This is a genomic window from Deferribacter thermophilus, assembly GCF_049472675.1.
Taxonomy (GTDB): domain Bacteria; phylum Chrysiogenota; class Deferribacteres; order Deferribacterales; family Deferribacteraceae; genus Deferribacter; species Deferribacter thermophilus.
Genome location: NZ_JAPNXM010000006.1, coordinates 124,482 through 151,279 on the forward strand (window position 1 = coordinate 124,482; position 26,798 = coordinate 151,279).

At 30.9% G+C, this 26,798-nt stretch carries 21 protein-coding genes; 3 read left to right on the forward strand and 18 right to left on the reverse strand.

Annotation, left to right across the window (positions count from 1 at the left end):
• Positions 1-17 precede the first annotated feature (17 nt).
• From accC to OWM07_RS07375, 3 genes are read left to right on the forward strand one after another with little or no spacing between them, the layout of a single operon-like run.
• On the forward strand, positions 18-1,538 hold the full coding sequence (gene accC, locus OWM07_RS07365) for an acetyl-CoA carboxylase biotin carboxylase subunit (RefSeq protein WP_423303036.1): 1,521 nt from the start codon (positions 18-20) through the stop codon (positions 1,536-1,538).
• Between the two features lie 9 nt (positions 1,539-1,547).
• On the forward strand, positions 1,548-2,081 hold the full coding sequence (locus tag OWM07_RS07370; protein WP_423303037.1) for a biotin/lipoyl-containing protein: 534 nt from the start codon (positions 1,548-1,550) through the stop codon (positions 2,079-2,081).
• A 47-nt stretch (positions 2,082-2,128) separates the two neighbouring features.
• Positions 2,129-3,769 carry an acyl-CoA mutase large subunit family protein gene (locus OWM07_RS07375; RefSeq protein WP_423303038.1) on the forward strand — a complete coding sequence of 547 codons (1,641 nt, stop codon included), beginning with the start codon at positions 2,129-2,131 and terminating at the stop codon, positions 3,767-3,769.
• Positions 3,770-3,799: 30 nt separating this feature from the next.
• On the opposite strand, the gene purB is transcribed toward OWM07_RS07375, so the two are convergent.
• The 18 genes from purB to ald form a co-directional block, all read right to left on the reverse strand.
• Positions 3,800-5,233: an adenylosuccinate lyase gene (gene purB / locus OWM07_RS07380; RefSeq protein ID WP_423303039.1), complete on the reverse strand. Its 1,434-nt coding sequence runs from the start codon at positions 5,231-5,233 to the stop codon at positions 3,800-3,802.
• A gap of 13 nt (positions 5,234-5,246) precedes the next feature.
• The gene (locus tag OWM07_RS07385) at positions 5,247-6,539 is read right to left on the reverse strand and encodes an amidohydrolase family protein (protein ID WP_423303040.1); all 1,293 of its coding nucleotides are present in this window, start codon (positions 6,537-6,539) and stop codon (positions 5,247-5,249) included.
• A complete protein-coding gene (locus OWM07_RS07390) occupies positions 6,536-7,189 on the reverse strand; it encodes an HAD family hydrolase (protein ID WP_423303041.1) in 654 nt (217 codons plus the stop codon). The genes OWM07_RS07385 and OWM07_RS07390 overlap by 4 nt, the downstream gene beginning before the upstream one ends.
• Positions 7,176-7,559, reverse strand: coding sequence for a hypothetical protein (locus tag OWM07_RS07395; RefSeq protein WP_423303042.1), 384 nt, complete (start codon positions 7,557-7,559; stop codon positions 7,176-7,178). The genes OWM07_RS07390 and OWM07_RS07395 overlap by 14 nt, the downstream gene beginning before the upstream one ends.
• Positions 7,560-7,987: 428 nt before the next feature.
• On the reverse strand, positions 7,988-8,908 hold the full coding sequence (locus OWM07_RS07400; protein ID WP_423303043.1) for a dihydroorotate dehydrogenase: 921 nt from the start codon (positions 8,906-8,908) through the stop codon (positions 7,988-7,990).
• Positions 8,909-9,676: a dihydroorotate dehydrogenase electron transfer subunit gene (locus OWM07_RS07405; protein ID WP_423303044.1), complete on the reverse strand. Its 768-nt coding sequence runs from the start codon at positions 9,674-9,676 to the stop codon at positions 8,909-8,911.
• A gap of 8 nt (positions 9,677-9,684) precedes the next feature.
• Positions 9,685-12,912, reverse strand: a complete 3,228-nt coding sequence (carB, locus tag OWM07_RS07410) for a carbamoyl-phosphate synthase large subunit (protein WP_423303045.1) — start codon at positions 12,910-12,912, stop codon at positions 9,685-9,687.
• 106 nt (positions 12,913-13,018) lie between these two features.
• On the reverse strand, positions 13,019-13,561 hold the full coding sequence (locus OWM07_RS07415; protein ID WP_423303046.1) for an SWIM zinc finger family protein: 543 nt from the start codon (positions 13,559-13,561) through the stop codon (positions 13,019-13,021).
• A 79-nt stretch (positions 13,562-13,640) separates the two neighbouring features.
• Positions 13,641-15,920: an ATP-dependent DNA helicase RecG gene (gene recG / locus OWM07_RS07420; protein WP_423303047.1), complete on the reverse strand. Its 2,280-nt coding sequence runs from the start codon at positions 15,918-15,920 to the stop codon at positions 13,641-13,643.
• Entirely contained in the window at positions 15,920-16,369 is a 450-nt protein-coding gene (locus tag OWM07_RS07425; protein WP_423303048.1) for a chemotaxis protein CheW, read from the reverse strand. Before OWM07_RS07425 ends, recG begins: the two co-directional genes overlap by 1 nt.
• A gap of 85 nt (positions 16,370-16,454) precedes the next feature.
• On the reverse strand, positions 16,455-18,032 hold the full coding sequence (gene cimA / locus OWM07_RS07430) for a citramalate synthase (RefSeq protein ID WP_423303049.1): 1,578 nt from the start codon (positions 18,030-18,032) through the stop codon (positions 16,455-16,457).
• Positions 18,022-19,251 (reverse strand): aspartate kinase, encoded by a 1,230-nt coding sequence (locus OWM07_RS07435; protein ID WP_423303050.1) that lies wholly within the window; start codon positions 19,249-19,251, stop codon positions 18,022-18,024. The genes cimA and OWM07_RS07435 overlap by 11 nt, the downstream gene beginning before the upstream one ends.
• The gene (locus OWM07_RS07440) at positions 19,248-20,408 is read right to left on the reverse strand and encodes a cofactor-independent phosphoglycerate mutase (protein ID WP_423303051.1); all 1,161 of its coding nucleotides are present in this window, start codon (positions 20,406-20,408) and stop codon (positions 19,248-19,250) included. Before OWM07_RS07440 ends, OWM07_RS07435 begins: the two co-directional genes overlap by 4 nt.
• Positions 20,408-21,721, reverse strand: a complete 1,314-nt coding sequence (locus OWM07_RS07445) for a homoserine dehydrogenase (protein ID WP_423303052.1) — start codon at positions 21,719-21,721, stop codon at positions 20,408-20,410. Before OWM07_RS07445 ends, OWM07_RS07440 begins: the two co-directional genes overlap by 1 nt.
• Positions 21,722-21,823: 102 nt before the next feature.
• Positions 21,824-22,735, reverse strand: a complete 912-nt coding sequence (miaA, locus tag OWM07_RS07450) for a tRNA (adenosine(37)-N6)-dimethylallyltransferase MiaA (RefSeq protein ID WP_423303053.1) — start codon at positions 22,733-22,735, stop codon at positions 21,824-21,826.
• Positions 22,732-24,411 (reverse strand): DNA mismatch repair endonuclease MutL, encoded by a 1,680-nt coding sequence (gene mutL, locus OWM07_RS07455; RefSeq protein WP_423303054.1) that lies wholly within the window; start codon positions 24,409-24,411, stop codon positions 22,732-22,734. Before mutL ends, miaA begins: the two co-directional genes overlap by 4 nt.
• The gene (locus OWM07_RS07460; protein ID WP_479723457.1) at positions 24,408-25,373 is read right to left on the reverse strand and encodes an acetyl-CoA carboxylase carboxyltransferase subunit alpha; all 966 of its coding nucleotides are present in this window, start codon (positions 25,371-25,373) and stop codon (positions 24,408-24,410) included. The genes mutL and OWM07_RS07460 overlap by 4 nt, the downstream gene beginning before the upstream one ends.
• Positions 25,374-25,455: 82 nt before the next feature.
• Complete coding sequence (gene ald / locus OWM07_RS07465) at positions 25,456-26,565, reverse strand: alanine dehydrogenase (RefSeq protein ID WP_423303056.1); 1,110 nt, start codon at positions 26,563-26,565, stop codon at positions 25,456-25,458.
• Between the last annotated feature and the right edge of the window lie 233 nt (positions 26,566-26,798).

The window sequence follows — 26,798 nt, forward strand, 5'->3', positions numbered from 1 at the left end:
AATTATGGAGGAAAACTATGCCTGAGATAAAAAAAGTATTAGTTGCAAATAGAGGTGAAATTGCAATTAGAGTTTTTAGAACTTGTAGAAAAATGGGGATTGGCACTGTAGCAATTTATACACATGCTGATAGAAAAGCTCCTCATGTAAGGTATGCTGATGAAGCTTATTGTATCACAGATAGTCCAGCTGATACTTCCTATTTAAAGATGGATAGAATAATAGATATTGCCAAAAAAACAGGAGCTGCGATCCATCCTGGATACGGATTTTATGCAGAAAATGCTGATTTTGCTAGAGCGTGTGCTGATGAAGGGATAATTTTTATTGGACCATCGCCTGAGCATATCGAGCTTATGGGTAGTAAAACTGGTGCTAGAAAAGCGATGCAAGAAGCTGGTGTGCCTGTAGTCCCAGGGACAAAAGACCCAGTAAAAGATTTGGAAGAAGCTAAAAAAGTGGCAGATGAAATCGGTTATCCAATAATGCTTAAGGCAGTTCATGGTGGTGGCGGAAAAGGGATGAGATTGGTTGAAAAACCAGAAGATTTAGAATCAGCTTTTAGAACTGCACAGTCAGAGGCTTTAAATGCTTTTGGAAGCAGCGAAGTTTATATAGAAAAATATATTGTTCAACCTCATCATGTGGAAATACAGGTTATGGGTGACATGCATGGTAATGCTCTTCATTTCTTTGAAAGAGAGTGTTCTATACAAAGGAGACATCAAAAGGTTATTGAAGAAGCTCCATCTCCATTTATAAATGATGAGACAAGGGCTAAAATGTATGAAGTAGCTGTGAAAGCTGTTAAAAAGCTTGGATATTATAGTGCTGGTACATTAGAATTTATTGTTGGTGCTGACCAAAATTTTTATTTTCTTGAAATGAACACAAGGTTGCAGGTGGAGCATCCAGTTACTGAGCTAATAACAGGTGTAGATCTTGTTAACCAGATGATTAGAGTAGCTGAAGGAAAAGAGCTTCTTTATAAACAGGATGAAATTATCAGAAGAGGGCATGCTATAGAATGCAGGATTTATGCTGAAGATCCTACCAATAATTTTGCTCCATCACCTGGTCTTATCACAGTGTATGAAGAGCCAGGTGGTCCAAATGTAAGAGTAGATAGTGGTGCATATCAGGGGTATGAAGTGCCTTTATACTATGACCCAATGATTGCAAAACTTTGTACAATAGGAAAAGATAGAGAATACGCTATAAGAAATATGAGACGAGCTCTTAGTGAGTACAAAATTGCAGGGATAAAAACCTCTATACCATTTCACTTAAGAGTTTTGAAAAACGAAACATTTTTATCTGGCAACTATGATACAGGATTTATAGACAATAAATTCGATTTTGAGGATTTAAAGCGAAAAGAAAATGAAGATGTTTCTGTACCAGTTATTGCAGCTGCGATAAAACAGTTGCTGTCTGAAAAAATTGCAGCTGAAAGAGCTATTACTCGTCCAGATGTTGGTGAATCAAACTGGAAGAGATCGGGTAAGCTTTACAATATTTGTAACAGGTTAGCTTAGGAGGTTATCATGCCAGTAAAAAGGGATTATTATGTTACGGTTGAAGGTAGAGAAGAAGAAATAAAGGTAGACTTAGAAGAGAAAGAGCCTTTTATTTACGAAGTTGAAATAGATGGTAAAAAATATAATGTGGATTTTGCTCAAATTAACGAAGCGATATATTCACTTATAATTGATGGAAAATCTTATGCTGTGGAGATAAGTGAAAAAGGGAATAATTTTGAAGTAATCGTAGATGGTGATAACTATAATATTGAAGTGTTGGATGAAATGAAACGCTTTATGAAGATGAGAGCATCTGCGGCATTGGAAGGGCGTCAGGTTATAGAAGCACAAATGCCTGGATATATCTGGAAATGCTTAAAGAATGTAGGAGATGAAGTTGAAGAAGGTGAAACCGTAATGATATTAGTTGCAATGAAGATGGAAAATGAAATTAAGTCACCCAAAAAGGGGGTAATTACAGAGATTTTTGTTGAAGCAAGTGAAGACCCCAACGAAAGTACAGTTAAGATAGGTGATAAATTGTTTGTGGTAGAATAAACCGAAAGGCCGCTTCAAAGCGGCTTTTCTTTTTTGCAGGAGGAGTTATGTATAAAAAGTGGGAAGAATTATATAAAAAGTCTATTGAAAGATTTCCTGAAAGAAAAAAAGATTTTCGAACTACTAGTGGGATTAAAATAAAGCCTTTTTATACTCCTGATGATATAAAAAATTTAAACTATGATGAGCAATTGGGGTATCCAGGTTTATACCCTTTTACCAGAGGTGTTCAGCCAACAATGTACAGAAGCCGTTTTTGGACTATGAGACAGTACGCTGGTTTTGCTACGGCTGAAGAGTCAAATAAAAGATATCATTATTTATTACAACAAGGTACAATGGGGCTTTCTGTTGCTTTTGATTTACCTACACAGATTGGTTACGATTCTGATGACCCTATGGCAGAAGGGGAGGTTGGTAGAGTAGGTGTTGCTATCGATTCATTAGCAGATATGGAAATTTTATTTGATGGTATCCCATTAGATAAAGTTTCTACTTCTATGACAATTAATGCTACTGCTTCAATATTACTAGCTTTTTATATTGCTGTTGCTGAAAAACAGGGAGTATCTTCTGATAAATTAAGTGGTACGATTCAAAATGATATTTTAAAAGAATATATTGCAAGAGGAACATATATATTTCCTCCAAAGGAATCGATGAGGATTATCACAGATATTTTTGCTTTTTGTAAAGATTATGTTCCAAAATGGAATACTATAAGTATAAGTGGTTATCACATTAGAGAAGCTGGTTCTACAGCTGTTCAAGAGGTGGCATTTACTCTTGCTGATGGTATAGAATATGTGAAATCAGCAATTGAAGCAGGTTTAGATGTGGATGAGTTTGCTGGTAGATTATCATTTTTCTTTAATTGTCATAATAACTTCTTAGAAGAGATTGCAAAATTTAGGGCTGCAAGAAGATTATGGGCTAAAATAATGAAAGAGCGCTTTGGGGCTAAAAATCCAAGATCATGTATGCTCCGTTTTCATACTCAAACAGCAGGAAGTACATTAACTGCACAACAACCAGAAAATAATATAGTTAGAGTTGCTATACAAGCTTTAGCTGCAGTATTAGGGGGTACTCAATCCTTACATACAAACTCTTATGATGAAGCATTAGCTTTACCTACAGAAAAATCAGTAAGGATTGCTTTAAGAACTCAACAGATTATAGCACATGAAAGTGGTGTTGCAGATACAATTGACCCATTGGCTGGCTCATATCTTATTGAAAGCTGGACAAATGAGATAGAACAAAAAGCTGAAGAATATATTAAAAAAATTGATGAATTAGGTGGGATGATAAAAGCTATTGAAATGGGTTATGTACAAAAAGAGATTCAAAATAGCGCTTATGAATATCAATTATCTATCGAAAAAGGGGAGCAGATTGTAGTTGGTGTTAACAAATACCAAATAGAAGAAGAGCCTCCAAAAGATATTCTCAAGATAGATCCAAAAGTAGAAGAAAATCAAAAAAGAAAATTGAAAGAATTAAGAGAAAAAAGGGATAATATAGCTGTACAAAACTCTCTAAAGAGATTAGAAGAAGTGGCAAAAACAAATGAAAATCTTATGCCATATATTATCAATTGTGCTAAAAACTATGCAACTCTTGGGGAAATTGTAAAATCTTTAAAAAATGTTTTTGGTGAATATAAAGAAAATATTGTGTTGTAAAAAATAGGGCAGGGGGTATCCCCTGCTTTATTAAACTTTTATTTCTACATCTACTCCTAAATCCTTTGAATATTTATCTATAATTGGCTGTACTTCTTCATTGATAAATTCTTCCACCTGTTCAGAAGCTCTACCGATAAAATCTTTAGGGTTCAAAAGAGATTTAATTTCTTCCATACTTAGAGGAACTCTATCATCCTTTGCAAGTCTTTCTAATAAGTCGTTTGACTTTCCTTCCATTTTTACCCTTTTACCTGCTTCCATTGAGTGAACTCTGATAATTTCGTGCATTTCCTGTCTGTTTCCACCTTTTTTTACTGCTTCCATTATAATATTTTCTGTAGCCATAAAAGGTAATTCATCATTTATATGTTTTTCAATCATTTTCTCATATACCACCATTCCGTCAGTAATATTTATTAAAAGGTTTAAAATAGAATCAATTGCCATGAAAGCTTCAGGAATTGAAATCCTTCTGTTAGCTGAGTCATCTAAGGTTCTTTCAAACCATTGAGTTGCATGAGTCATATATGGATTTAAGGATAGACTAATTACATATCTTGCCAATGAACATACCCTTTCACTCCTCATTGGGTTTCTTTTATAAGCCATGGCGCTGGAACCAATTTGTGTTTTTTCAAAGGGTTCTTCAATCTCTTTAAGGTTTTGAAGTAGCCTAATATCTGTAGCCATTTTGTGAGCACTTTCAGCAATTTTTGCTAAAATTGTAAGCACCTTTGTATCCTGTTTTCTAGTATAAGTTTGGCCTGTAATTTTTAATACTTTATCAAATCCCATTTTTTTACTAACAATTTCATCAAGTTTTTTAACTTTTTCACTATCATTATTAAAGAGTTTCATAAATGAAGCTTGAGTGCCTGTTGTCCCTTTTACTCCTCTAAATTTAAGATTTTCAATTACAAATTCGATTTCTTCAAAATCCATTACTAAATCTTGAAGCCAGAGTGCAGCTCTTTTACCTACAGTAGTAAGTTGGGCTGGTTGATAATGGGTAAAGCCAAGAGTAGGTAAGTCTTTATATTTAAGAGAGAAATTTTTTAGGTTGTTAATTAAATTTACCATTTTTTTTCTTATATGAATTAGTGCTTCTTTCATAACAATGAGATCAGCATTATCACCGACATAGGCTGAGGTAGCACCAAGATGTATAATTGGCATAGCTTTAGGTGCTACTTTACCAAAGGTGTGGACATGAGCCATTACATCATGTCTAAATTTTCTTTCCATTTCTTTTGCATATTCGAAATCTATGTTATTGATATTTTGTTTCATTTCTTCGATCTGCTCATCAGTGATTGGCAAACCTAGCTCTTTTTCTGCTTCGGCTAAAGCAATCCATAATTTTCTCCATGTAGTAAACTTTTTTTCAGGAGAAAAAATATAGTTTATTTCTTTACAACAATATCTTTCCGTCAGTGGGTTTTTATACTCACTATAACTCATTAATACCCCTCCATTAATTGTTATTCTTTATTTTGTTTGACCAATATTTTGCTTTTTCAATAACTTCGTTTTCATCAATTGTTGTTATTACACCATCTTTTAAGACATGTTTTCCATTTATAAAAACATCTGTGATATCAGTAGATTTAGCAGAATATATTAAATGTGAAATAGGATTATACATTGGTTGTAAATGAGGTTTATTTAAATTAATAACTATAAAATCTGCGTAATAACCTTCTTTTAGTTTTCCCATTTTATCCAAATATAAACCTTTTGCAGCATTGATAGTGAGCATGTCTAAAACTGTTTTTGCATTTAATGCAGTGGCATCATTATTTAAAGCTTTATGAAATTTTGCCACTGTAGAGGCTTCAGCTAAAATATCAAGATCATTATTGCTTGCAGCACCATCAGTGCCGATCGAAACATTTGCTCCAGCTTCTAACATAGCTTTAACTTGCGCAAAACCACTTGCTAGCTTTAAATTACTTTCTAAACAGTGTGATACATTTACTGATTTTTTACCTATTAATTCTATTTCTTTGTTATTTAAATGAACCATATGGGCAAAGATTGATTTTGCATCAAACATCCCCACTTCATTCATTAGGGTAATAGGTGATTTCCCATATTTATTTAATATCTCCTTTATTTCCCATTCTGTTTCGGCAAGATGTGTATGTAAAATTATATTATTTTTTTCTGCGAAGGAAATACATTTTTTATAGCTTTCAGGAGAAACAGTGTAAGGTGCATGAGGGCATATTGCTACTTTTACTAATTCATTATCATTATATTTATCAATCAATAACTGAGCTTTATTTAAGTACTCATTGATATTTTTAGCAAATTTTGTTGGGAAATCTAATACACCTGCACCTACAACTACCTTTATTCCTGCTTTGCTTAAAGCTTTAGCTATTGAATCGGAATAAAAGTACATATCGTTTGCACATATTGTTCCACATCTAATTAATTCACATGCTGCAAGTAGTGAAGCATCATATACAAATTCATCATTAAGCCATTTGTTTTCTGCAGGCCATATATGATTTTGAAGCCAATCCATTAAAGGTAAGTCATCGGCAAGCCCTCTAAAATAAACCATTGGTAAGTGGGTATGAGTGTTTATAAAACCAGGAAATATAATGGAATTTTCTTTTATAATGATTTCATCAAATTCATCTTTATTTATTTCATTAGAAACACCCTTTATATAACTATTTTCAATTAGAAGATAAGAATTTTTAATAAAAGATTCATCATAATAGATAAAATCTGCGTAAACTGCAATTCGTCTCACTGTGTAACCTCCAAAACATTAATTATTTCTAAAGGGGTAGTGACGATAAAGTCAGGACTTATATCACTTAGTTTACCGTAACCATATTTGCAAAATATAGTTGAAATTCCTGCATTGTAGCCACATTCAATATCAGTATAATTATCCCCAATAATAAAAGATTGTTTACTAGGAGATGATTTATACATTTTAAAAATTTCTAAAATCGGAAGAGGGGACGGTTTCTTTTCAGCAAAACTATCCCCACCAAACCAGCCTTTAAAATATTTATTTAATCCAAAGTGAGTTACAATTTTATCAGTAAAATCAAAAGATTTATTTGAAATTATAAACAAATAATTGGTGTATTGATTTAAAGTATCTAAAACTTTAATAATGCCATCATAAGGTTGTGAATTTTCAATTATTTTTTGATTATATGTATGTCTGAAAAATATCTCGATGTCTTTTCTATAATTTTCTTTGCCAACAGCTCGCTCAATAAGTTTTTTTATACCATCTCCTACATAGCTTTTAGTTACTTCTTTTGAAAAAGTTTTAAAACCGAATTCTTTTAATGTTATTATAAGTGAATTATGGATATCATCTAAAGTATCTATTATTGTTCCATCTAAGTCAAAGAAAATAAAGGCATCTTTATTTAGCATCATTTGCTATATAATATTTTTTTTGAATATTTTTTAAGACTTGATCTCTAAATAATATTAAAAACTCATCTTCGTTTAATAAATTATTAGAAATATCTTCTTTTATAGAGTTAAGTAAAGTTTTTTTATCATTTTGATTTAAAGCGCACCTTACTGAAATTGTAGAATGACAATTATTGCAATTTCTTAAAGCTAAAATTTCTTGCATATGTTCGCAATCAAAAATTTGAAGATTCTGAAGTGAAGGAAGAGTTGTATTTTCTAGAAAATCTTTGAGGTTTTCAAACTCTTTACCACAAGAACATCTTCGTGGAAATTGCTCTTCAAGAGCATTAATTATTTTATCAATGAATTGAAAACTTTTAAATTTCATAAAGCAACCTCTTAAAAGATGATAAATAATAAAACATCAAAAAAAACTAAGCAATAAAAATAAATTTAACATAATATATCTTATCGGACATTACATTAGTTGGTAGAGTTATCTTTTATTTTTTTGTAGTGTAGCAAAATAGTTTTTTTATTTAGGAAAAAATTAGTTACCTAACTCAAAACTTAAAAGTAATTGCTTTATCGATCTTATCGAGGATGTTGCACAATATACTAATGTATTGATAATCTTATAATCGTGAGATTGCTTCGGCAACTATTGTTGCCTCGCAATGACAGTGGAATTTGTCATTGCGAGCGTTAGCGAAGCAATCTAAAATATTTAAGTAATTATTATTGTGCAATACCCTCTTATCTTATCATCAGCGAAGAAATCTTAATATGATGATTAAGGATGATGTTTATATTATTTTAATTTATTTTTATAGAGCCAGTTAAAGATGAAATATTATCAATTTTTTTGTTTTCTAAATAGTTTTTTAAATCGTTTATAATTTTTATAGGTATTTCAGGATCAACAAAGTTTGCTGTCCCTACCTGAACTGCAGATGCGCCTGCTATGAAAAATTCCAGCACATCTTTATAATTCATTATACCACCAATTCCAATAACTGGTATTTTAACAGATTTGTATACTTCATAAACCATTCTTATTGCTACAGGTTTAATAGCTGGGCCACTTAAGCCTCCAGTGATGTTTGAAAGATGAGGTTTTTTTGTTTCTATATCTATTGACATCCCAAGTAGTGTATTAATAGCACTAATTGCATCTGCTCCAGAATCTTCACATATTTTTGCAAAAAGCTTTATATCTGTGACATTTGGGGATAATTTTACAATTAATGGTTTATTATTTATATTCTTTTTGACTGATGACACTACTTTTTCTGTCATTTTAGGATCTGTTCCAAATGCAATACCACCCTCTTTAATATTTGGACAAGATATATTCATTTCAAGCATATCTATTTCTACTGAATCTAAGATTTTTGCGACTTCTACATATTCTTCAATTGTTTTCCCCCAGAAATTTACAATAATTTTAGTATCAAACTTCTTCAGTAATGGTAATTTTTCATTTATAAATCTATTAACTCCTATATTCTGCAAACCGATTGCATTCAACATCCCTGCTGGTGTTTCAATAATTCTTGGCATTTTGTTCCCTTTAACTTCATTTAAAGACAGCCCCTTTACACTTATCCCCCCTAATTTTGATATATCAATATATTTTGAGTATTCTATACCATAACCAAATGTACCACTTGCTGTGATGATAGGATTTTTAAATTTTATGCCACATATTTCCACTTCAAGCTTGTTTTTTTGCATTTAGTGCTCCCATACAATTTTATAGCCATCAAATACAGGACCTTCTATACAACATCTCTTCTGAACTATTTTTTCTCCATCTTTTAGATAAACAATACATCCAAGGCAAGCACCCAATCCGCAAGCCATCCTTTCATCTAAAGAAACTTCAATTTTGGATACTTTATTTTTAAATAAATTTATTACAGCTTTCATCATTGGTTTTGGACCACAAGAGTAAACTATATCATAATCAAAATTTTTAATTAAATCTGTTATAACTCCTTTAGATCCTATACTACCATCTTCTGTAGAAATCAAAATATTATCACAATATTTTTCAAACTCCTCTATTAAATGAATATCGTCTTTGGTTTTACCGCCATAATAAAGAGTAATAAAGTTATTATTTGATTTCAAAGTCTTTGCTAAAAATAAAAGTGGTGCTATTCCTACACCGCCACCAATCAAAGCTACTTTGCTATTTTTTACTATTGTAAAAGGGTTTCCTAATGGTATTGAGAAAGAGATGATTGTCCCTGGATGTAGATTGGATAAAAGGTATGTACCCTTCCCTATTAATATGTATAAAAGCGTAAAACAATCATTATCTATATCGCAAATGCCAAAGGGTCTTCTTAATAAAGGATCAACTAAATAATCGAAATTTTGTGTTTTAAGCATAAAAAATTGACCAGGTTTAGCATTTATAACAAAATCAGGAGACTTTATTTTCATATAATAGTATTTATCGCTCAATTTTTTATTAAATACTATTTCACCTTTCATAAATCACCTTAAGATTGAATTTCTTTATAATACTCCTGAAGTGATTTAACAGAAACACCTTCATTAATATAAGCTTCGACCCCATTTACACTAGCAATTGCTGCTTCAATTGTTGTTACATAAGGGATGTTATATTTTAAGATAACCCTTCTTATGGAGTTAGAATCTAATCTAGATTTTTTACCTTCAGGAACATTTATTACAAAATCTATCTTATCACTTTTTATTAAATCTACAATATTTGGTCTTCCTTCTTGTACTTTTAAGACATGTTCTGCTTTTATTCCATGATTTATTAAAAATCTATAAGTCCCTGATGTAGCTACAATATTAAATCCTAGTTTTTCAAGCTTTTTGGCTACAGGTAAAATATCTTTTTTAACACTATCTTTTACACTAATAAAAACAGTACCTTTAGTAGGTAAAGAGTTATTAGCTGCAATTTGAGCTTTATAGTAAGCTCTTCCGAAAGTTCTATCTATCCCCATTACTTCGCCAGTAGATTTCATTTCTGGTCCTAAAATCGGATCAGTCCCAGGAAATTTTGCAAAAGGGAAAACCGATTCTTTAACTGTAAAATAAGGGATATCTCTTTCTTTTGTAAATCCTAATTCTTTTAATTTATAACCAACCATTACTTTTGAAGCAAGTTTTGCTAATGAGATTCCAATGGATTTGCTAACATAAGGTATAGTCCTTGATGCACGAGGATTAACTTCTAATACATAAACTTGGTTATCTTTTATTGCATACTGAACATTCATCAAACCTTTTACTTTTAATATATTAGCGAGATTAATTGTAGCTTCTTTAATTTCATTGATTATTTCCTCTTTTAGTGATCTTGGTGGTATAGAACAAGCAGAGTCTCCAGAATGTATCCCTGCTTCTTCTATATGTTGCATGATGCCAGCAACAACTGTTATTTCACCATCACTTATAGCATCAACATCAACTTCAACAGCATTTTCAAGAAATTTATCAATTAATACTGGGTGTTCTTCACTGGCTTCAACTGCATATTTCATATAATTTTTTAATGATTCTTGGTCATAAACTATCTCCATTGCTCTACCACCTAATACATAAGATGGTCTAACCACGACAGGATACCCTATTTTTGATGCTATCTCTAATGCTTCTTCGTAATTCTTTGCAATCCCATTAGCTGGTTGTTTTAGATTAATCTTTTTTAGTAGTTTTTGAAATCTTTCTCTGTCTTCTGCAATGTCAATACTATCTGGTGATGTCCCAAGAATATTTACTCCAGCTTTTTCTAATGGCACAGCTAACTTAAGAGGTGTTTGACCACCAAACTGAACTATAACTCCATAAGGTTTTTCCTTTTCAATAATATTCATTACATGCTCAAAAGTTAATGGTTCAAAGTAAAGTCTATCAGAGGTGTCATAATCGGTACTCACTGTTTCAGGATTGCAATTTACTATTATAGTTTCATACCCAACCTCTCTTAAAGCATAGGAAGCATGGACACAACAATAATCAAATTCTATCCCCTGCCCTATTCTATTTGGACCACCACCTAATATTACAACTTTTTTCTTATCTGTAGGTAAAGCTTCGCACTCCTCTTCATAAGTTGAATACATATACGGTGTATTGGATTCAAACTCTGCACCACAGGTATCTACCCTTTTATAAACTGTTTTTATTTTATATTTATCTCTTTGAATTCTAATCTCTTCTTCATTCACACCAATGAGTTTAGCTATTCTTTTATCAGAAAAACCTAATTTTTTAGCTTCGTTTAGTAATTTTTCATCAATATTTTTGATTGTTTTTAGTTTACTTTCAAAATCAATAATTTCTTTAATATTTTCTAAAAACCACCTGTCTATATGAGTATAATTATATATTTCTTCAATAGTAAATCCAGCTCTCATCGCTTCAGCTATATAAAAAACCCTTTTATCATTAGGTCTTTTTAAATATTTTATTATTTCTTCTTTAGAAGAATCGTATTGAAGCTCTTCTTCAGAATATATTTCATCAAAACCTGTTTTACCAATTTCTAAAGAGTTTATTGCTTTTTGAAAAGCTTCTTTAAAAGTCCTTCCTATAGCCATTACTTCGCCTACAGATTTCATCTGAGTGGTTAAGGTGTCATCAGCCCCAGGAAACTTTTCAAAAGTAAATCTAGGATATTTTACAACACAGTAATCTATTGTGGGCTCAAAACAAGCTGGAGTTTTCTTTGTAATATCATTTGGGATTTCATCTAAAGTGTACCCAACAGCCAATTTAGCAGCAATTTTGGCAATTGGAAAGCCAGTAGCTTTTGAAGCTAAAGCAGAACTTCTTGAAACTCGAGGGTTCATTTCAATAATTACCTGTCTTCCTGTTTTAGGATCAATAGCAAATTGGACATTAGAGCCACCAGTATCAACACCTATTTCTCTGATAACTTTTATGGCTGCATCCCTTAAAAATTGATATTCTTTATCTGTTAAGGTTTGAATTGGTGCTACAGTAATACTATCACCTGTATGAACACCCATTGGATCAAAATTTTCAATTCCACAAATTATAACCACATTATCTTTTAGATCACGCATAACTTCTAATTCTATCTCTTTCCAGCCAATAATAGACTCTTCAACTAATAATTCATGTACAGGAGAAGCTTCAAAACCCCAAATTATATATTCTTTATATTCTTCCATATTGTATGCTACATTTCCACCTGTACCACCAAGGGTAAAGGAAGGCCTAATTATTGCAGGAAATCCTATAAATTTTATTGCTTCCATAGCTTCTTCATAAGTTTTTACATAGGCACTTTTTGGCATTTCAAGTCCAATATTGGCCATAGCCTTTTTAAACAATTCTCTATCTTCTGCTTTTTTTATGGCATCAATTTTTGCTCCAATAAGCTCAACATTGTATTTATCAAGTACACCAGCGTTATATAAATCAATCGCTAAGTTTAAAGCCGTCTGCCCACCCACTGTTGGTAAGATTGCATCAGGCTTTTCCTTTTCTATTATTTTTTCTACTATTTCTACTGTTAAGGGTTCTATATATGTGGCGTCAGCAAATTCTGGATCAGTCATAATAGTAGCAGGGTTAGAATTTATTAGAATTACTCTATAGCCTTCTTCTTTTAAAGCTTTTACTGCTTGGCTTCCAGAGTAATCAAATTCACAGGCTTGCCCAATCACTATTGGACCTGAGCCTATAATCATAATACTTTTTAGATCATTTCTTTTAGGCACTAGATCCCTCCCAACAAACAAATTGCCAGTATATAAACTTATTATGAATTTTTTTCAATAGGAAATATGTATAAAAGGGGCAAAAACCCCTTCATTTCTAGTGAAGCTAAACTTCGAAATCTTTTTCAATAATATATAGACAAGCCATTTTTAGAGGATCAGTTAAGACATGATATTTATCATTTTCATCATCTTTTAAAATGGAAGCTATTTGTTGTAATGATACACCTGTTATTTCAGATAATTTAGCTATTCCAACACCTTTTGTTCTTAATTCATCGATTAATGTTTTTAGTTTTGTAGTTTTTAAGTAAAAAGATAACTCATCTAAATTTCTAATTTGTTCTCTATCTATTTTTTCATCAGTAGCAAAAACCCAAGGTGTATAAATATATGTTAATCCTAAAGCAGCTGCATGTTTACAAAACATCTCTTTAGATGTTTTACACTCACATGAATATTCTAATGGATCAGAATCTATTTTTAGAGAAACATTATAAATTCCATGATTACCTTTAATTTTTCCAAAAATTATATTTTCCTTTATTTTGCAATCAAAGAATTTCCCCACATAATTTTCTGCTCTTTGCAGGTTAATTGGTGAGCAGATATTTCTTAACTGATCTTCAGATAACTTTAATAACTTCATTGGAAGCCTCCTCATTTTATTATGATCCTCTAATTAAGTATATTTTAAAATTTGAAGTTCATCAAGGAAGATTTTATCATTAGCCTACATTTAAGTAATCAAATCCTTTTTTCCATTTTTTTAATAATATTTCTTTTATAATTTTATTTTTAGGTAGACTTAAAAATGGATCTTCTTTTAAAATTTCTTCTGCATCTTTTCTGGCATTTTTAAGTACCTTTATATCTCTTATAATATTAGAAAATCTAAATTCTGGTAATCCTGATTGTTTTGTACCAAAAAAGTCTCCAGGCCCTCTTAACTCTAAATCTATTTCAGAAATTTTAAAACCATTATTATATTTTACCATGGCATTAATTCTCTTTTTTCCATCTTCAGAAATTTTATTAGAATATACTAAAAGACAATATGATTGCTTGTCGTTTCTCCCTACCCTCCCCCTTAATTGGTGTAGCTGTGATAAGCCAAATCTTTCAGCATTTTCAATGACCATAATTGTTGCATCAGGAACATCTATCCCTACTTCAATGACTGTTGTTGATACTAAAATAGATTTATCTCCATGTTTAAATTCATCCAATACTTTCTTCTTTTCTTCAGACTTCATTTTACCATGTAATAATACCACTTTATCATCACCAAAGTAATCTTTAATTTTTTCAAAGCTTATAGTTGCTGCTTTAAGATCAACTTTATCACTTTCATCAATTAAAGGATATATAAAGTATGCTTTATTCCCTTTTAAAATTTCTTTTTTGACAAAGTCATACACTTCTAAAATTCTATTTTCAGAATAGGCTTTTGTAATAACTGGTTTTCTCCCTGGGGGCATTTCATCAATTATTGAAATATCAAGATCTCCATAAAAAGTAAGAGCAAGTGTCCTGGGTATGGGTGTTGCGCTCATTAGTAAAATATCTGGATTATAACCTTTGTCTATAAGTATTTTTCTTTGTTCCACACCAAATCTATGTTGTTCATCAATAATTGCTAATCCTAAAGCTTTAAAATTCACATCTTCTTGGATAAGTGCATGAGTACCAAAAATAAAATCTATTTCACCATTTGCTATTTTGTCTTTTAATATTTCTTTTTCTTTTTTTGGAGTAGAGCCAGTAATCAAACATTTTGTAAAAATATCACCAAAGGTTTTTGTAAAATTATTGTAATGTTGCTCTGCTAATACTTCAGTTGGTGCTATAATCGCTACCTGATAATTATTAAAGACTGCAACTATACCTGCAATAAAAGCTACTATTGTTTTACCGCTTCCTACATCTCCTTGTATCAATCTGTTCATTTGTTGTATTTTTTTCATATCATTGAATATTTCAGCTAATACTTTTTTTTGGCTATTTGTAAGTTCAAAAGGTAGATATCTTTTTAGATTTTTTAATTTATCCAAATCTATATCAAATTTTATCCCTTGAGTTGCTTTTAATAGTCTTTTATTTGCTAATAAACCGATTTGTAAATAGAAGAGCTCTTCATAGACAAAGCGCTCAAACGCTGGGTGCGTTCGCATACTGATTTTATTTGCTACTTCAATATTTTCAGGAAAATGTATTAATTTTAAAGCATTTTTGATGTCAGGATAGTTATATTTTAATAGCAAATAATTTGGGATACTTTCTATTAGATTATCACTAAAATTATAAAATGCATTTTCAACGATTTTATAATATGTCTTATTAGGAATTTTTGATGGAATTGAATAGACTGGAATAATCTGATTTAACTCAATTTCTTTCAAAAAAATTGGATGAATAATTGCTGGCAGGTTATTAAACTCCCCCTTTTTCCCATAAAGATAAAAAGTTTTCTTTTCAATAAGTAATGGCAAAGGGTAATTTTTATTAAAAGAGTACCACACTCCTAATATAATTGTATTTTTACAATTAAACTTTGCTAATAAAATTTTTTTCCCATATTTTGTATGAAATATCTCTTTTTCTAAAAGTGTACCTTTTACTAAAATAAAATCTTTATAATTGCCATAATATTCGTATTTATAAGGGAAATTAAAGAGTATATCTTCTATTGTTTTTATCCCTGATTTATTAAGGATTTTTTCGATCTTTTCCCCTACGCCATTTAAAAAACTTATTGGTAAATTAAGTGAAATGGGATTTTTGTCCCCTACATATATTAAATTTAGCTCATATATTATTTCAAAAAGTTTATTATGAGAGATTTCTTTAGAATTTAATACATTTAGTATTTTATTTCTAATAGATAAATTAGAGTTACCAATTATTTTTAATAAATTATTTAAATAACTTTTATAATTTTTAACAAATGAATTTGGGTTTTTATAAACAAAACTTATAATTTTTAAAATTTCGTTTTTATCTGTCATTAATACATATCTAAATTCTCAGTTTCTTCCTCTGACATTACTTTTTCGATATCTATTATTACAATTAACCCTTTTTCTGTTTTGGCAACACCAATAACAAAGTTGTCATCGATGTTTGATGAAAAACTTGTAGTGGTATCAATAGAATCATCATCAATTCTCATTACCTCTTCAACTTCGTCCACAATAAAGCCAATTTTTTTGCCCCGAATATCCACCACCATAATTCTAGTAAATTTATCATACTCTTTTAAATCTAAACCAAACTTTTTCTTTAAATCAATGACAGGGATAACCTTACCCCTTAAATTTATAATCCCTTCAATATAATAGTCCGCTTTTGGTATTTTTGTAATTTCCATCATACGGATTATCTCATCTACTTTCATAATATCTATAGCGTATTTTTCTTGCTGAAGTTTAAACACAACAAACTGCTTTAAAGCCATAAACCACCTCAATTTATGTTTTAAATCAATGATAGCAAAAAATAGTTTAAAGACAAGAGAAATTAGGGGAAATCCCTAATTTCTCTTACTTGTAGGCATCTTTGAAAAGTTTGTATTCAATAGAATCTACTAAGGCTTGATAACTTGCATCAATAATATTGTGAGCTACTCCAACAGTACCCCATGTGTCTTTATCATCTTTAGATTCGATTAATACTCTAGTTAATGCTCTTGTACCTTCTTTACCGGTTAATATTCTAACTTTATAATCCACAAGTTGCATAGTTTTTAAATTTGGATAAAATTTCTCTAAAGCTTTTCTTAAAGCGTTGTCCAGAGCATTTACAGGACCATTTCCAATTGCAGCAGTATGCTCAATTTCGCCACCCACCCTCAGCATAACAGTTGCTTCTGCAAAAGGTGGCTCCAAAGCACTCCTTTTTTCATCTATTACCCTAAAACTAAGAAGGTCAAAGAATTTTTGAAAATTACCAATAGATTTTCTAACAAGTAGTTCAAATGATGCTTCAGCACCTTCAAACTGAAAACCTTTATTTTCAAGCTCTTTTAATTGTTGTAAAAGGTTAGACAATTTTTCATCATTAGGATCTATTTCTATACCAAAATCTTTGGCTTTGTAAATCAAATTACTTTTTCCACTTAAATCAGATAGAAGAACTCTTTGTTTATTACCAACAAGTTCTGGGTCTATATGTTCATAAGTCCTTGAATTTTTCAATATTGCACTAACATGAACACCACCTTTGTGTGCAAATGCTGATCTTCCTACATAAGGCTGATGTATATTATGTTTTAGATTACCAAGTTCATTTACAAAACGAGAAACTTCTTTTAGTTTTCTCAATTGTTCAGGTGTTACACATTTATAACCATATTTAAGTTGCAAGTTAGGTATTATTGAGCATAAATTTGCATTACCACATCTTTCACCATATCCATTTATTGTTCCTTGAACATGAATAATCCCATGTTTTACTGCCAAACAGGAATTAGCAACAGCACATTCACTATCATTATGACAATGAATTCCAAGTGGATATTCACCTATTTCTTTTTTAACTTCTTCAATGATTTCTACTAATTCGTCTGGCATTGTGCCACCATTTGTATCACACAAAACTAAACAATCTGCTCCAGCTTCTTTTGCAGCAATGAGCGTTTTTAGTGCATATTCTTTATTTGCTTTATAACCATCGAAAAAGTGCTCTGCATCATAGAACACATTATCAACCCTTTTCTTTAGGTATTGAATTGAATCGTAGATAATTTCTAAATTTTGTTCTAAAGTTATTTTTAAAGCTTCAGTAACATGTAAATCCCATGTTTTTCCAAAAATCGTAATATTTGGCACCCCTGCTTTTAAAAGGGCTTGGAATATCTCATCATTATCACAGGATTTTTTAGCTCTTCTGGTACTACCGAAAGCAGCAATATGCTTCAACGGAACTTTAGATTTTTTTATAGCGTCGAAAAATTCTATATCTCTTGGGTTAGATCCAGGCCATCCACCTTCTATGTAATGTATACCAAAATCTACAAGTTTCTCAGCAATCCTAACTTTATCAGCAACAGTAAAGTTTACATCTTCTGCTTGTGTCCCATCTCTTAATGTTGTGTCATAAAGTATTATCTCACGAGACATGGTCTCCCTCCTCAACAAACCTTTCATGAAGAACTCTTACTGCTAACTCTGAAAATTTTTCATCTATTACGCATGATATTTTTATTTCACTTGTAGAAATCATCTGAATATTTATATTGTTTTCAGCTAAAGTTTTAAACATTGCTGCAGCAACACCAGCATGACTCTTCATCCCTACCCCTACAATAGAAACTTTAGCAATATTTTCATCAGATAATACATTTGATGCACCTATATTTTTTGCTATTATTTTACATGCATCAAAGGCTCTCAAAATATCTGTTTGAGCTACTGTAAAAGATATATCAGTTTTTCCAGCTGTACTTACATTTTGAACAATCATATCCACATTTATATTCTGTTTTGCAAGCTCCTCGAAAATTTCAGCTGCAATACCTGGTCTATCTGGAACTTCTGTAATTGTAATTTTAGCCTGATTTTTATCACTTGTTACTCCAGAAACTATTACTTTTTCCATATCTTTATCCTCCTTAGTTACTAGTGTTCCTGGTTTTTCTTCTAATGAAGATAAAACTAAAATATCAACACCATATTTCATACCAAATTCTACACTTCTTGATTGTAAAACTTTTGCCCCTAAAGAAGCCAACTCAAGCATCTCTTCATAAGAAATTTTATCGAGTTTTTTTGCTTTTTTAACAATACGAGGATCTGCTGTGTATACTCCATCAACATCTGTATAGATTTCACAAACCTTTGCTTTCATTGCTGCAGCTATGGCTACTGCAGTAGTATCTGAACCACCTCTACCTAAAGTAGTAATGTCACCTGTTTCAGGAAAAATCCCTTGAAAACCAGCTACAACACAAATCTTCCCTTTTGCTAGCTCTTTTCTTAATCTTTCACCAGTTATTTCCACAATTCTCGCCTTAGAATGAGCTCCATCAGTTATCATCCCTATCTGTGGGCCAGTTAAAGAGATTGCATCATATCCCATCGATTTTAGAGCTTGAGCCAAAAGCCCGATACTAACTTGCTCACCTGTTGAGACAACCATGTCATATTCTCTAGGATCATACTTTGGATCTATTTCTTTTAATAAATTTATAAGTCTATCTGTTTCTCCTGCCATAGCAGAAACAGTAACTATCACATCATGCCCTTCATCTTTCTTTTTAGCAACTCTTTTTGCTACATTTTTTATGCGCTCAATAGTTCCAACGCTGGTACCGCCAAACTTCATGACAATTAAACTCATTTATACCTCCTAATGAAAAAATCTGCTATTTTGTAACCGTCATTAAACACAAATGATGGATTTATAAATTCGTTATAAAAAGTGTTTTTATCCGGTTCTATATCGGAGCCCCAAATAATTGCAGGAACAGGCTCTGCAACATGTGTTCTCAATTTAACTGGTGTTGGATGATCAGGAGCAATTAATAATCTATATTCTTTATACTCCCTTAAACCTTCAATAATAACGGGAAGCATCAAATTATTTATATTCTCTACGGCTTTTACCTTTTCTTCAATACTACCCATATGACCTGCTTCATCAGGTGCTTCAACATGTATATAAACATAATCAACCTCTTTTAAGGCTTCAACAGCATATTTTGCTTTACCCTTAAAATTAGTATCTATAAACCCTGTGGCACCTGGAACATCAATAATTTTCATGTTGGCAAGTTTACCTATCCCCCTTACAAGGTCTACAGCAGCAATCACTGCACCATTTAACCCAAATTTTTCATGAAACGGGGTTAATGTAGGTTTTTTCCCTTCACCCCACAACCATATAGAGTTTGCTTTACCAAATTTATCAGATAATAGGCCCCATGATTTTTTTATTAATTCAACTAAAAATTGTGAATTTTCACCAACTGGTAAATATCTATCTATTTTTTTACCCATTATATCATGAGGAGGAGTTGTCTTTACATCAAATTCTTTATTTCTAACAACCATTATATTTCTATAACCAACTCCAGAATAAAATTCTACTCCATATTCTTTTAAATTATCATTTAAATAGCTAATTGCTTGTTTAGCCGTATCATTATCTATATGGTAAGCACTAAAATCTTCCATTGTTTCATAATTTTTATCCAAACTAACAAGGTTGCATCTAAATGCATAATCTTTTTCATTTAGCTGAATACCAATGCTTGCAGCTTCGATAGGGCTTCTTCCTGTATAAACTTCTTTAGGGTTATAACCAAAAATGGATAAGTTACAAATATCGCTGCCAGGATACCACCCTTTTGGAGTAGTATGAATAAGGCCACAAATACCTTCTTTTGCTAATTTATTAAAGTTATCTACATTGGCATATTCTAATATAGTTTTGTTTCCAAGTTGCTCAATTTTATGATCACTCATACCATCGCATAATAAAACTACATATTTCATCACTTCTTACCTTCTACTCTAATAACAACGGTTTTTTCTTTTACTACATCAAGTTGATCTATCTCTTCTACTGCATTTGCAACATTTCTACCAAGTGTTTCATGAGTCATAAATACCAATGGTACAACATCACCAGGTGAACTTTCCCCAGGTTGTATAGCAGAGCTTATACTAATATCATATTTACCTAATATTCCAGCAATTTTAGAAAGTACACCAGGTTTATCCACTGCATTAAATCTTAAGTAAAATGAAGATCTAATTTCATTTATATCCCTTATAGGATAGTATTGTGTGTATTTATCAGAAAACCCTAAAGTAGGTATTATTTTTTTACATCCCGCAGAAATTTTCCTTGCAATATCAATAATATCTCCTGCTACTGCACTCCCTGTTGGTTTTGCACCAGCTCCTCTACCATAATGAATAGTTCTATCAACTTTATCAGAAACAATATAAATTGCATTGAATACATCAACGACCTTTGATAGTATATATCTTTCAGGAATCATTGTAGGATGAACCCTAACTTCAATATCATTTTCATGTTTTTTAGCAATGGCAAGTAATTTTATTTTACAACCTAACCTATTGGCAAAATCTATATCTACCTGTTTAATTTTAGAAATACCTTCAACAAAAACTTTATCAAAAGGGATAATGGTATTAAAAGCAAGTGTAGCTAATATTGCAATTTTATGTGCTGTATCTATCCCTTCAACATCGAATGTAGGGTCTGCTTCGGCATACCCTAATTTTTGAGCTTCTTTTAAAACTTCGTCAAATTCCTTTTTCTCTTTCTCCATTTTACTTAAAATATAATTTGCAGTACCATTGATGATACCATAAATTTCTTTAATATTATTTGCTGCCAAATCTTCTTTAATTACTCTTATAATAGGGATACCACCACCAACACTTCCTTCAAAACCTAAATAAACATCATTTTCATCAGATAGTTTAAAAATATCTAAACCATCTACGGCTAATAGTGCTTTATTTGCTGTTACTACATGTTTTTTATTTTTTAATGCTTCCATTATAAATGTTTTAGCTGGCTCGTATCCACCAATAAGCTCTACTACAATATCAATATTTTCATCATTGATAATTTCGTAAGCATCTTTTGTTTTAACTGGTATTTGTTCTAAATACTTATCTTTGATCTGATCGATTCTTAAATCTGCTATTTTAGTTACATTGATTTCTATTCCAGTTTTTCTTTTTATTAAGTCTTTGTTATCAAGCAAAACTTCAACTGTTCCACTTCCAACAGTTCCATAGCCAATTATCCCTACATTTACTGAATGCATATAGTCATTTTACCTCCAAAAATTTTGTGGATAATACTACCAAGACTAAACAAAGTCAAGTAGTGCTTAATTGAAATAATAAATTTTATCATGTAATTATTATTAAATATCATAAGTTTTAATTATTTCATAAATTAAATTTTCTAAATTGTACAATGAAACATCAACCCAACTTACATTTTCCATGTGTCTAAACCATGTAAATTGTCTTTTTGCAAAATTACGAGTTCTTTTTTTTATTTTATCAACAGTATATTCTAGAGTATATTTTGACTCTAAAAATTCAATGATTTCTTGATATCCAATGGCTTTCATGGATGGCAAATTTTTGGAATAACCTAATTTCATCAAATGCTTAACTTCATCAATCCAACCTGCTTCTATCATTTTATCTACTCTTTTATCAATTCTTTCATACAGCTGTGTTCTTTCTCTATAAAACACAAAGACCTTATAGCGATATTTAGGTTTTTTATGATATAGCTTGTGTGCAATACTAAATGGAATTTTTAATGTTTCATATACTTCGAGAGCTCTGATTATTCTTACTTGATCATTTTCAGATATTTTTGAAGCATAATCAGGATCTATTTTTTTTAGATGATTGTATAAATATTTTAAACCTAGTTTTTTAGCTTTGGTTCTTAAATTGTTTCTTATTTCATCGTTTCTTGGTGGACCTTCAAATATCCCTTTTTGTAAAGTTTCCACATATAATCCTGTACCGCCCACAATAATAGGAAATTTACCCAATTGAATAATTTTCTCTATTAATTTTTCGGCATGTTCAAAAAAATCCCCTGCAGAGTATGTTTGATCAGGTGTTAGTATGTCAATTAAATAATGTTTTACCTGTGCTCTCTCTTCAATTGTTGGTTTAGCAGTGCCAATATCCATATATTTATATACTTGATATGCATCAGCACTAATTATTTCGACATTTAATTTTTTAGATAAATTCAAAATAAAATCTGTTTTTCCTGAAGCTGTAGGACCAGTAATTATGGGTATCATTGCCTATTAAATCTTTTAAAGATTTCTTCTTTTGAAACTCTGTATATGATTGGTCTTCCATGAGGGCATGTAAAGGGGTTGCTACATTTTAAAAGATTTAAAACAATTTCATACATTTCGTTTTTTAAAAGCTTTTCACCAGCTTTTATTGCCATTTTACAGGACATATTTAAAAAAATAGGTTCTAAAATATTTTCATCAATATCATTTGCAGAATTAGCGATAAGCTCTTTAATTTCTTCTTCTATATTCATGTTTAAAAATTGGTTTGGTACGGCATTTATTTTAATAATATTTTTACCAAATTCTTCAAAGTCTAATCCACATTTTAATAATTTTTCTCTATTTTTTTCACAAAAAGTTAATAAATCATCGTCAAGATTGATTAAAATTGGTTCTGTTAAATAAATTGATGATACTGTTTCATTGTTATTTAGCAATTTTTCATAAAGAACTCTTTCATGAGCAATGTGTTGATCTATCATCCAAAGCTCATTATCTTTCTCAATTAAAATAATTGTATCAAATAGTTGTCCTATTATTTTGAACTCGTTATTTAATAATTCTTCAAAATCGTCATTATTATCTGTTGTTTCAATATCAATAATATTAACCATTTGAGTCAAGTCTACTGTGTACTTTATATCCTGTTCTTTAATAATATTTTTTTGCACATTTTGATTAATAATATTGTGGTTATCAATCAAATTACTTGATTTGTTATCTAAACTTTCTTCAATAGCTTTATAAACCTCTTTGAATATCAACCTGCTATTATAAAATCTAACAAATAATTTAGCAGGGTGCACATTAACATCTATTTGATCAGGTGGAATTTCAATATTTATTACAGCAACGGGATATCTATTTTCTGGAAGTTTTCTATAATACCCCTGAATTACAGCTTGAATTATTTGATTGTCTTTTATTGCTCTTTTGTTAACTCCGATAAAGATATTATCTTTACTTAATTTTTGTATATTAGGCGGAGTTATTACGCCAGTAATTTTGATTTCATTTTGGTAATTAATCATAATAAAATTATAGTTTTCATCTAATACTTTCTTAGCTCTTGATATCATATTAGAATCTTTTTTTAAATCTAAAACAACATTGTTGTTATTAATAAGCTTAAATGAAACATTATAGTTTAAAAGAGCGATATGTTTTAATAACTTTATTATTTCTTTAAATTCAGCTATAGGACTTTTTAAAAACTTATGTCTTGCTGGAATTTTTTCAAATAGCTTCTTAACTGTAACAATAGTTCCTGGGTTAAATGAAGCTGGATAAATTTCTTCAATTTTTCCAAAATTTACCCTTAATTCATATCCATTACTCTTGATACTAAAATCACTTACAGAACTAATTGCAGCTAAAGCTTCACCTCTAAATCCAAAACTATTGATATTAAAGATATCTTCATAATTAGAAATTTTGCTGGTTGCAAATCTTTTAATAGTCAGAGGGAGATCTTCTTTTTCAATCCCTATACCATTATCTGAAACTTTGATTAAGGATAGGCCACCATCAATAAGCTCAATTTCAATTTTGTCAGCACCAGCATCTAAAGAGTTTTCTACCAATTCTTTTACAACATTAAACGGTCTTTCTACAACCTCACCAGCAGCAATTTTATCAGCAACATCATTCGGTAATACCCTTATTTTGCTCATTTAGCTTCGGCAAAAACTCCCATGTTTCTATATTTTATGTACCTATCCTCAAATAATTTTTCAGGTGACATTGCCAATAATTCATTGAGATGTTTTCTGATTGCATACTTTACATTTTTTGCTGTCTCTAAATGATCTCGATGAGCTCCACCAAGTGGTTCTTTAATTATTTCATCAATAATTTTAAGTTTTAATAAATCTTGTGCTGTAAGTTTAAGTGCTTCAGCAGCTTTATCAGCATAGGATGCATCTTTCCATAAAATAGAAGCACAACCTTCTGGACTGATAACTGCATAGATTGCATGTTCTAACATCAACACTCTATTTCCCATTGCAATAGCAAGTGCACCTCCACTACCACCTTCACCTGTTATAATTGTTATCATTGGTACTGTTAAGCCTGCCATTTCTTTCAAATTTCTGGCTATAGCTTCAGCTTGCCCTCTTTCTTCTGCTTCTATACCAGGAAAAGCACCAGGTGTGTCAACAAAAGTAATTATCGGTCTTCTAAATTTTTCTGCTAATTGAAATACTCGCAAAGCTTTCCTGTAACCTTCTGGGTGTGCCATACCAAAATTTCTATAAATATTATCTTTTGTGTTCTTACCTTTTTGATGCCCCACAATGGTCACAGGTTCGCCATCCAATTTTGCTAAACCACAAACTATTGCTGGATCATCTCTAAAAAGTCTATCACCATGTAGCTCTACAAAATCCTCAAAAATATATTTTACGAAATCTAATGTATAAGGACGATTTGGATGTCTAGCTACCATAACTTTTTGCTGAGGAGTTAAAGATTTGTAAATTGAAGCTTTAACTTGCTCAAGTTTTTTCTCCAAATTTTCAATTTCTTTAGATAATGATTCATCAGATAACTCTGAAACTTTCTTTAATTCTTCTATCTTTTTTTCCAACTCAAAAATTTGAATTTCAAAAGGTAAAGGTTGTATTGGCATCATTCACCCCATTTGTATATTAATAAACTTTTACTAACACACCAAAACTTATAGTTCAAAAAAAATATATGAATTTTCAATCACCCTAAAGTAATTCATTTGGATCAACAAAGTCAAAACCGTGAGCTTCTGCCACAGGTTTACATGTAATTAAACCATTTACTACATTAAGCCCCTTTTTAAGGGATTCATTTTCTTTACATGCAGTTTTCCAACCTTTATCAGCTAACTCGATAGCAAATGGTAAAGTTGCATTAGTTAATGCAAATGTAGATGTCCTTGCATAAGCTCCAGGCATATTTGCAACACAATAATGTAATATACCATCAACTTCATAAACTGGGTTTTGATGAGTCGTAGGCCTTGACGTTTCGACACAACCGCCTTGATCAATACTCACATCTACTATTACAGAACCTTTTTTCATAAGCTTTAGCATATCTTTTGTAATCAATTTAGGAGCTCTTGCACCTGGTATGAGAACAGTTCCTATAACACAATCAGCATCTTGAATCTCTTTTAAAATATTTAATTTGTTAGACATAATTACTTCACAATTTTTAGGTAAAATATCTTCAAGATATCTCATTCTTTCTAAATTTATATCCATAACAACTACTCTTGCCCCAAGTCCAGCAGCAATTTTTGCAGCGTTTAAACCAGCTGTCCCACCACCTAAAATTACAAATTTTGCGCTATGAACACCAGCAACACCTCCTGCTAAAACACCGGATCCACCATAAGGTTTTGCTAGATAGTATGCGCCCATAATTGATGACATTTTGCCAGCAATTTCGCTCATTGGTTCAAGTAGTGGCAACTTACCATTTACTTCTATTGTTTCATAAGCTATTGCAACCACTTTCTTTTTCATTAACCCCAAAGTTTGTTCTTTGTCTGGTGCTAAATGAAGGTAAGTAAAAATAATCTGTCCTTCTTTCATTTTTTCTATTTCTACCTGTTGTGGCTCCTTGACTTTTATTATCATGTCAGCTGTATTAAAAACTTCATCTGCAGTTTCAACTATTTCTGCCCCCTCTTTGATATACTCGTCATCTGTAATACCGCTACCTAAACCGGCATTTTTCTCAATTATAACTTTGTGCCCATTTTTTATAAACTCAGCTACACCTGAAGGTGTAACACTAACTCGGTTTTCATTAGTTTTAATCTCTTTCGGTATTCCTATTATCATTTTTCACCTCATAATTTTTTCTTTGATTTAAATAATATAATTATTTCAAAATATCAAACATTTTTAAATAATATTATTTTAAATTTTTCTAACTTAAAAATCATCCTTTAAAAATTTAATTTAAATGATATAATTAAAATATATAAATTTTTACTTGGAGTCAACTATAAATAATGGAGAGCAGGATTAAATTTTTCACGATTTTTAAGCATAGCAAAAAGGATTCTAATCAG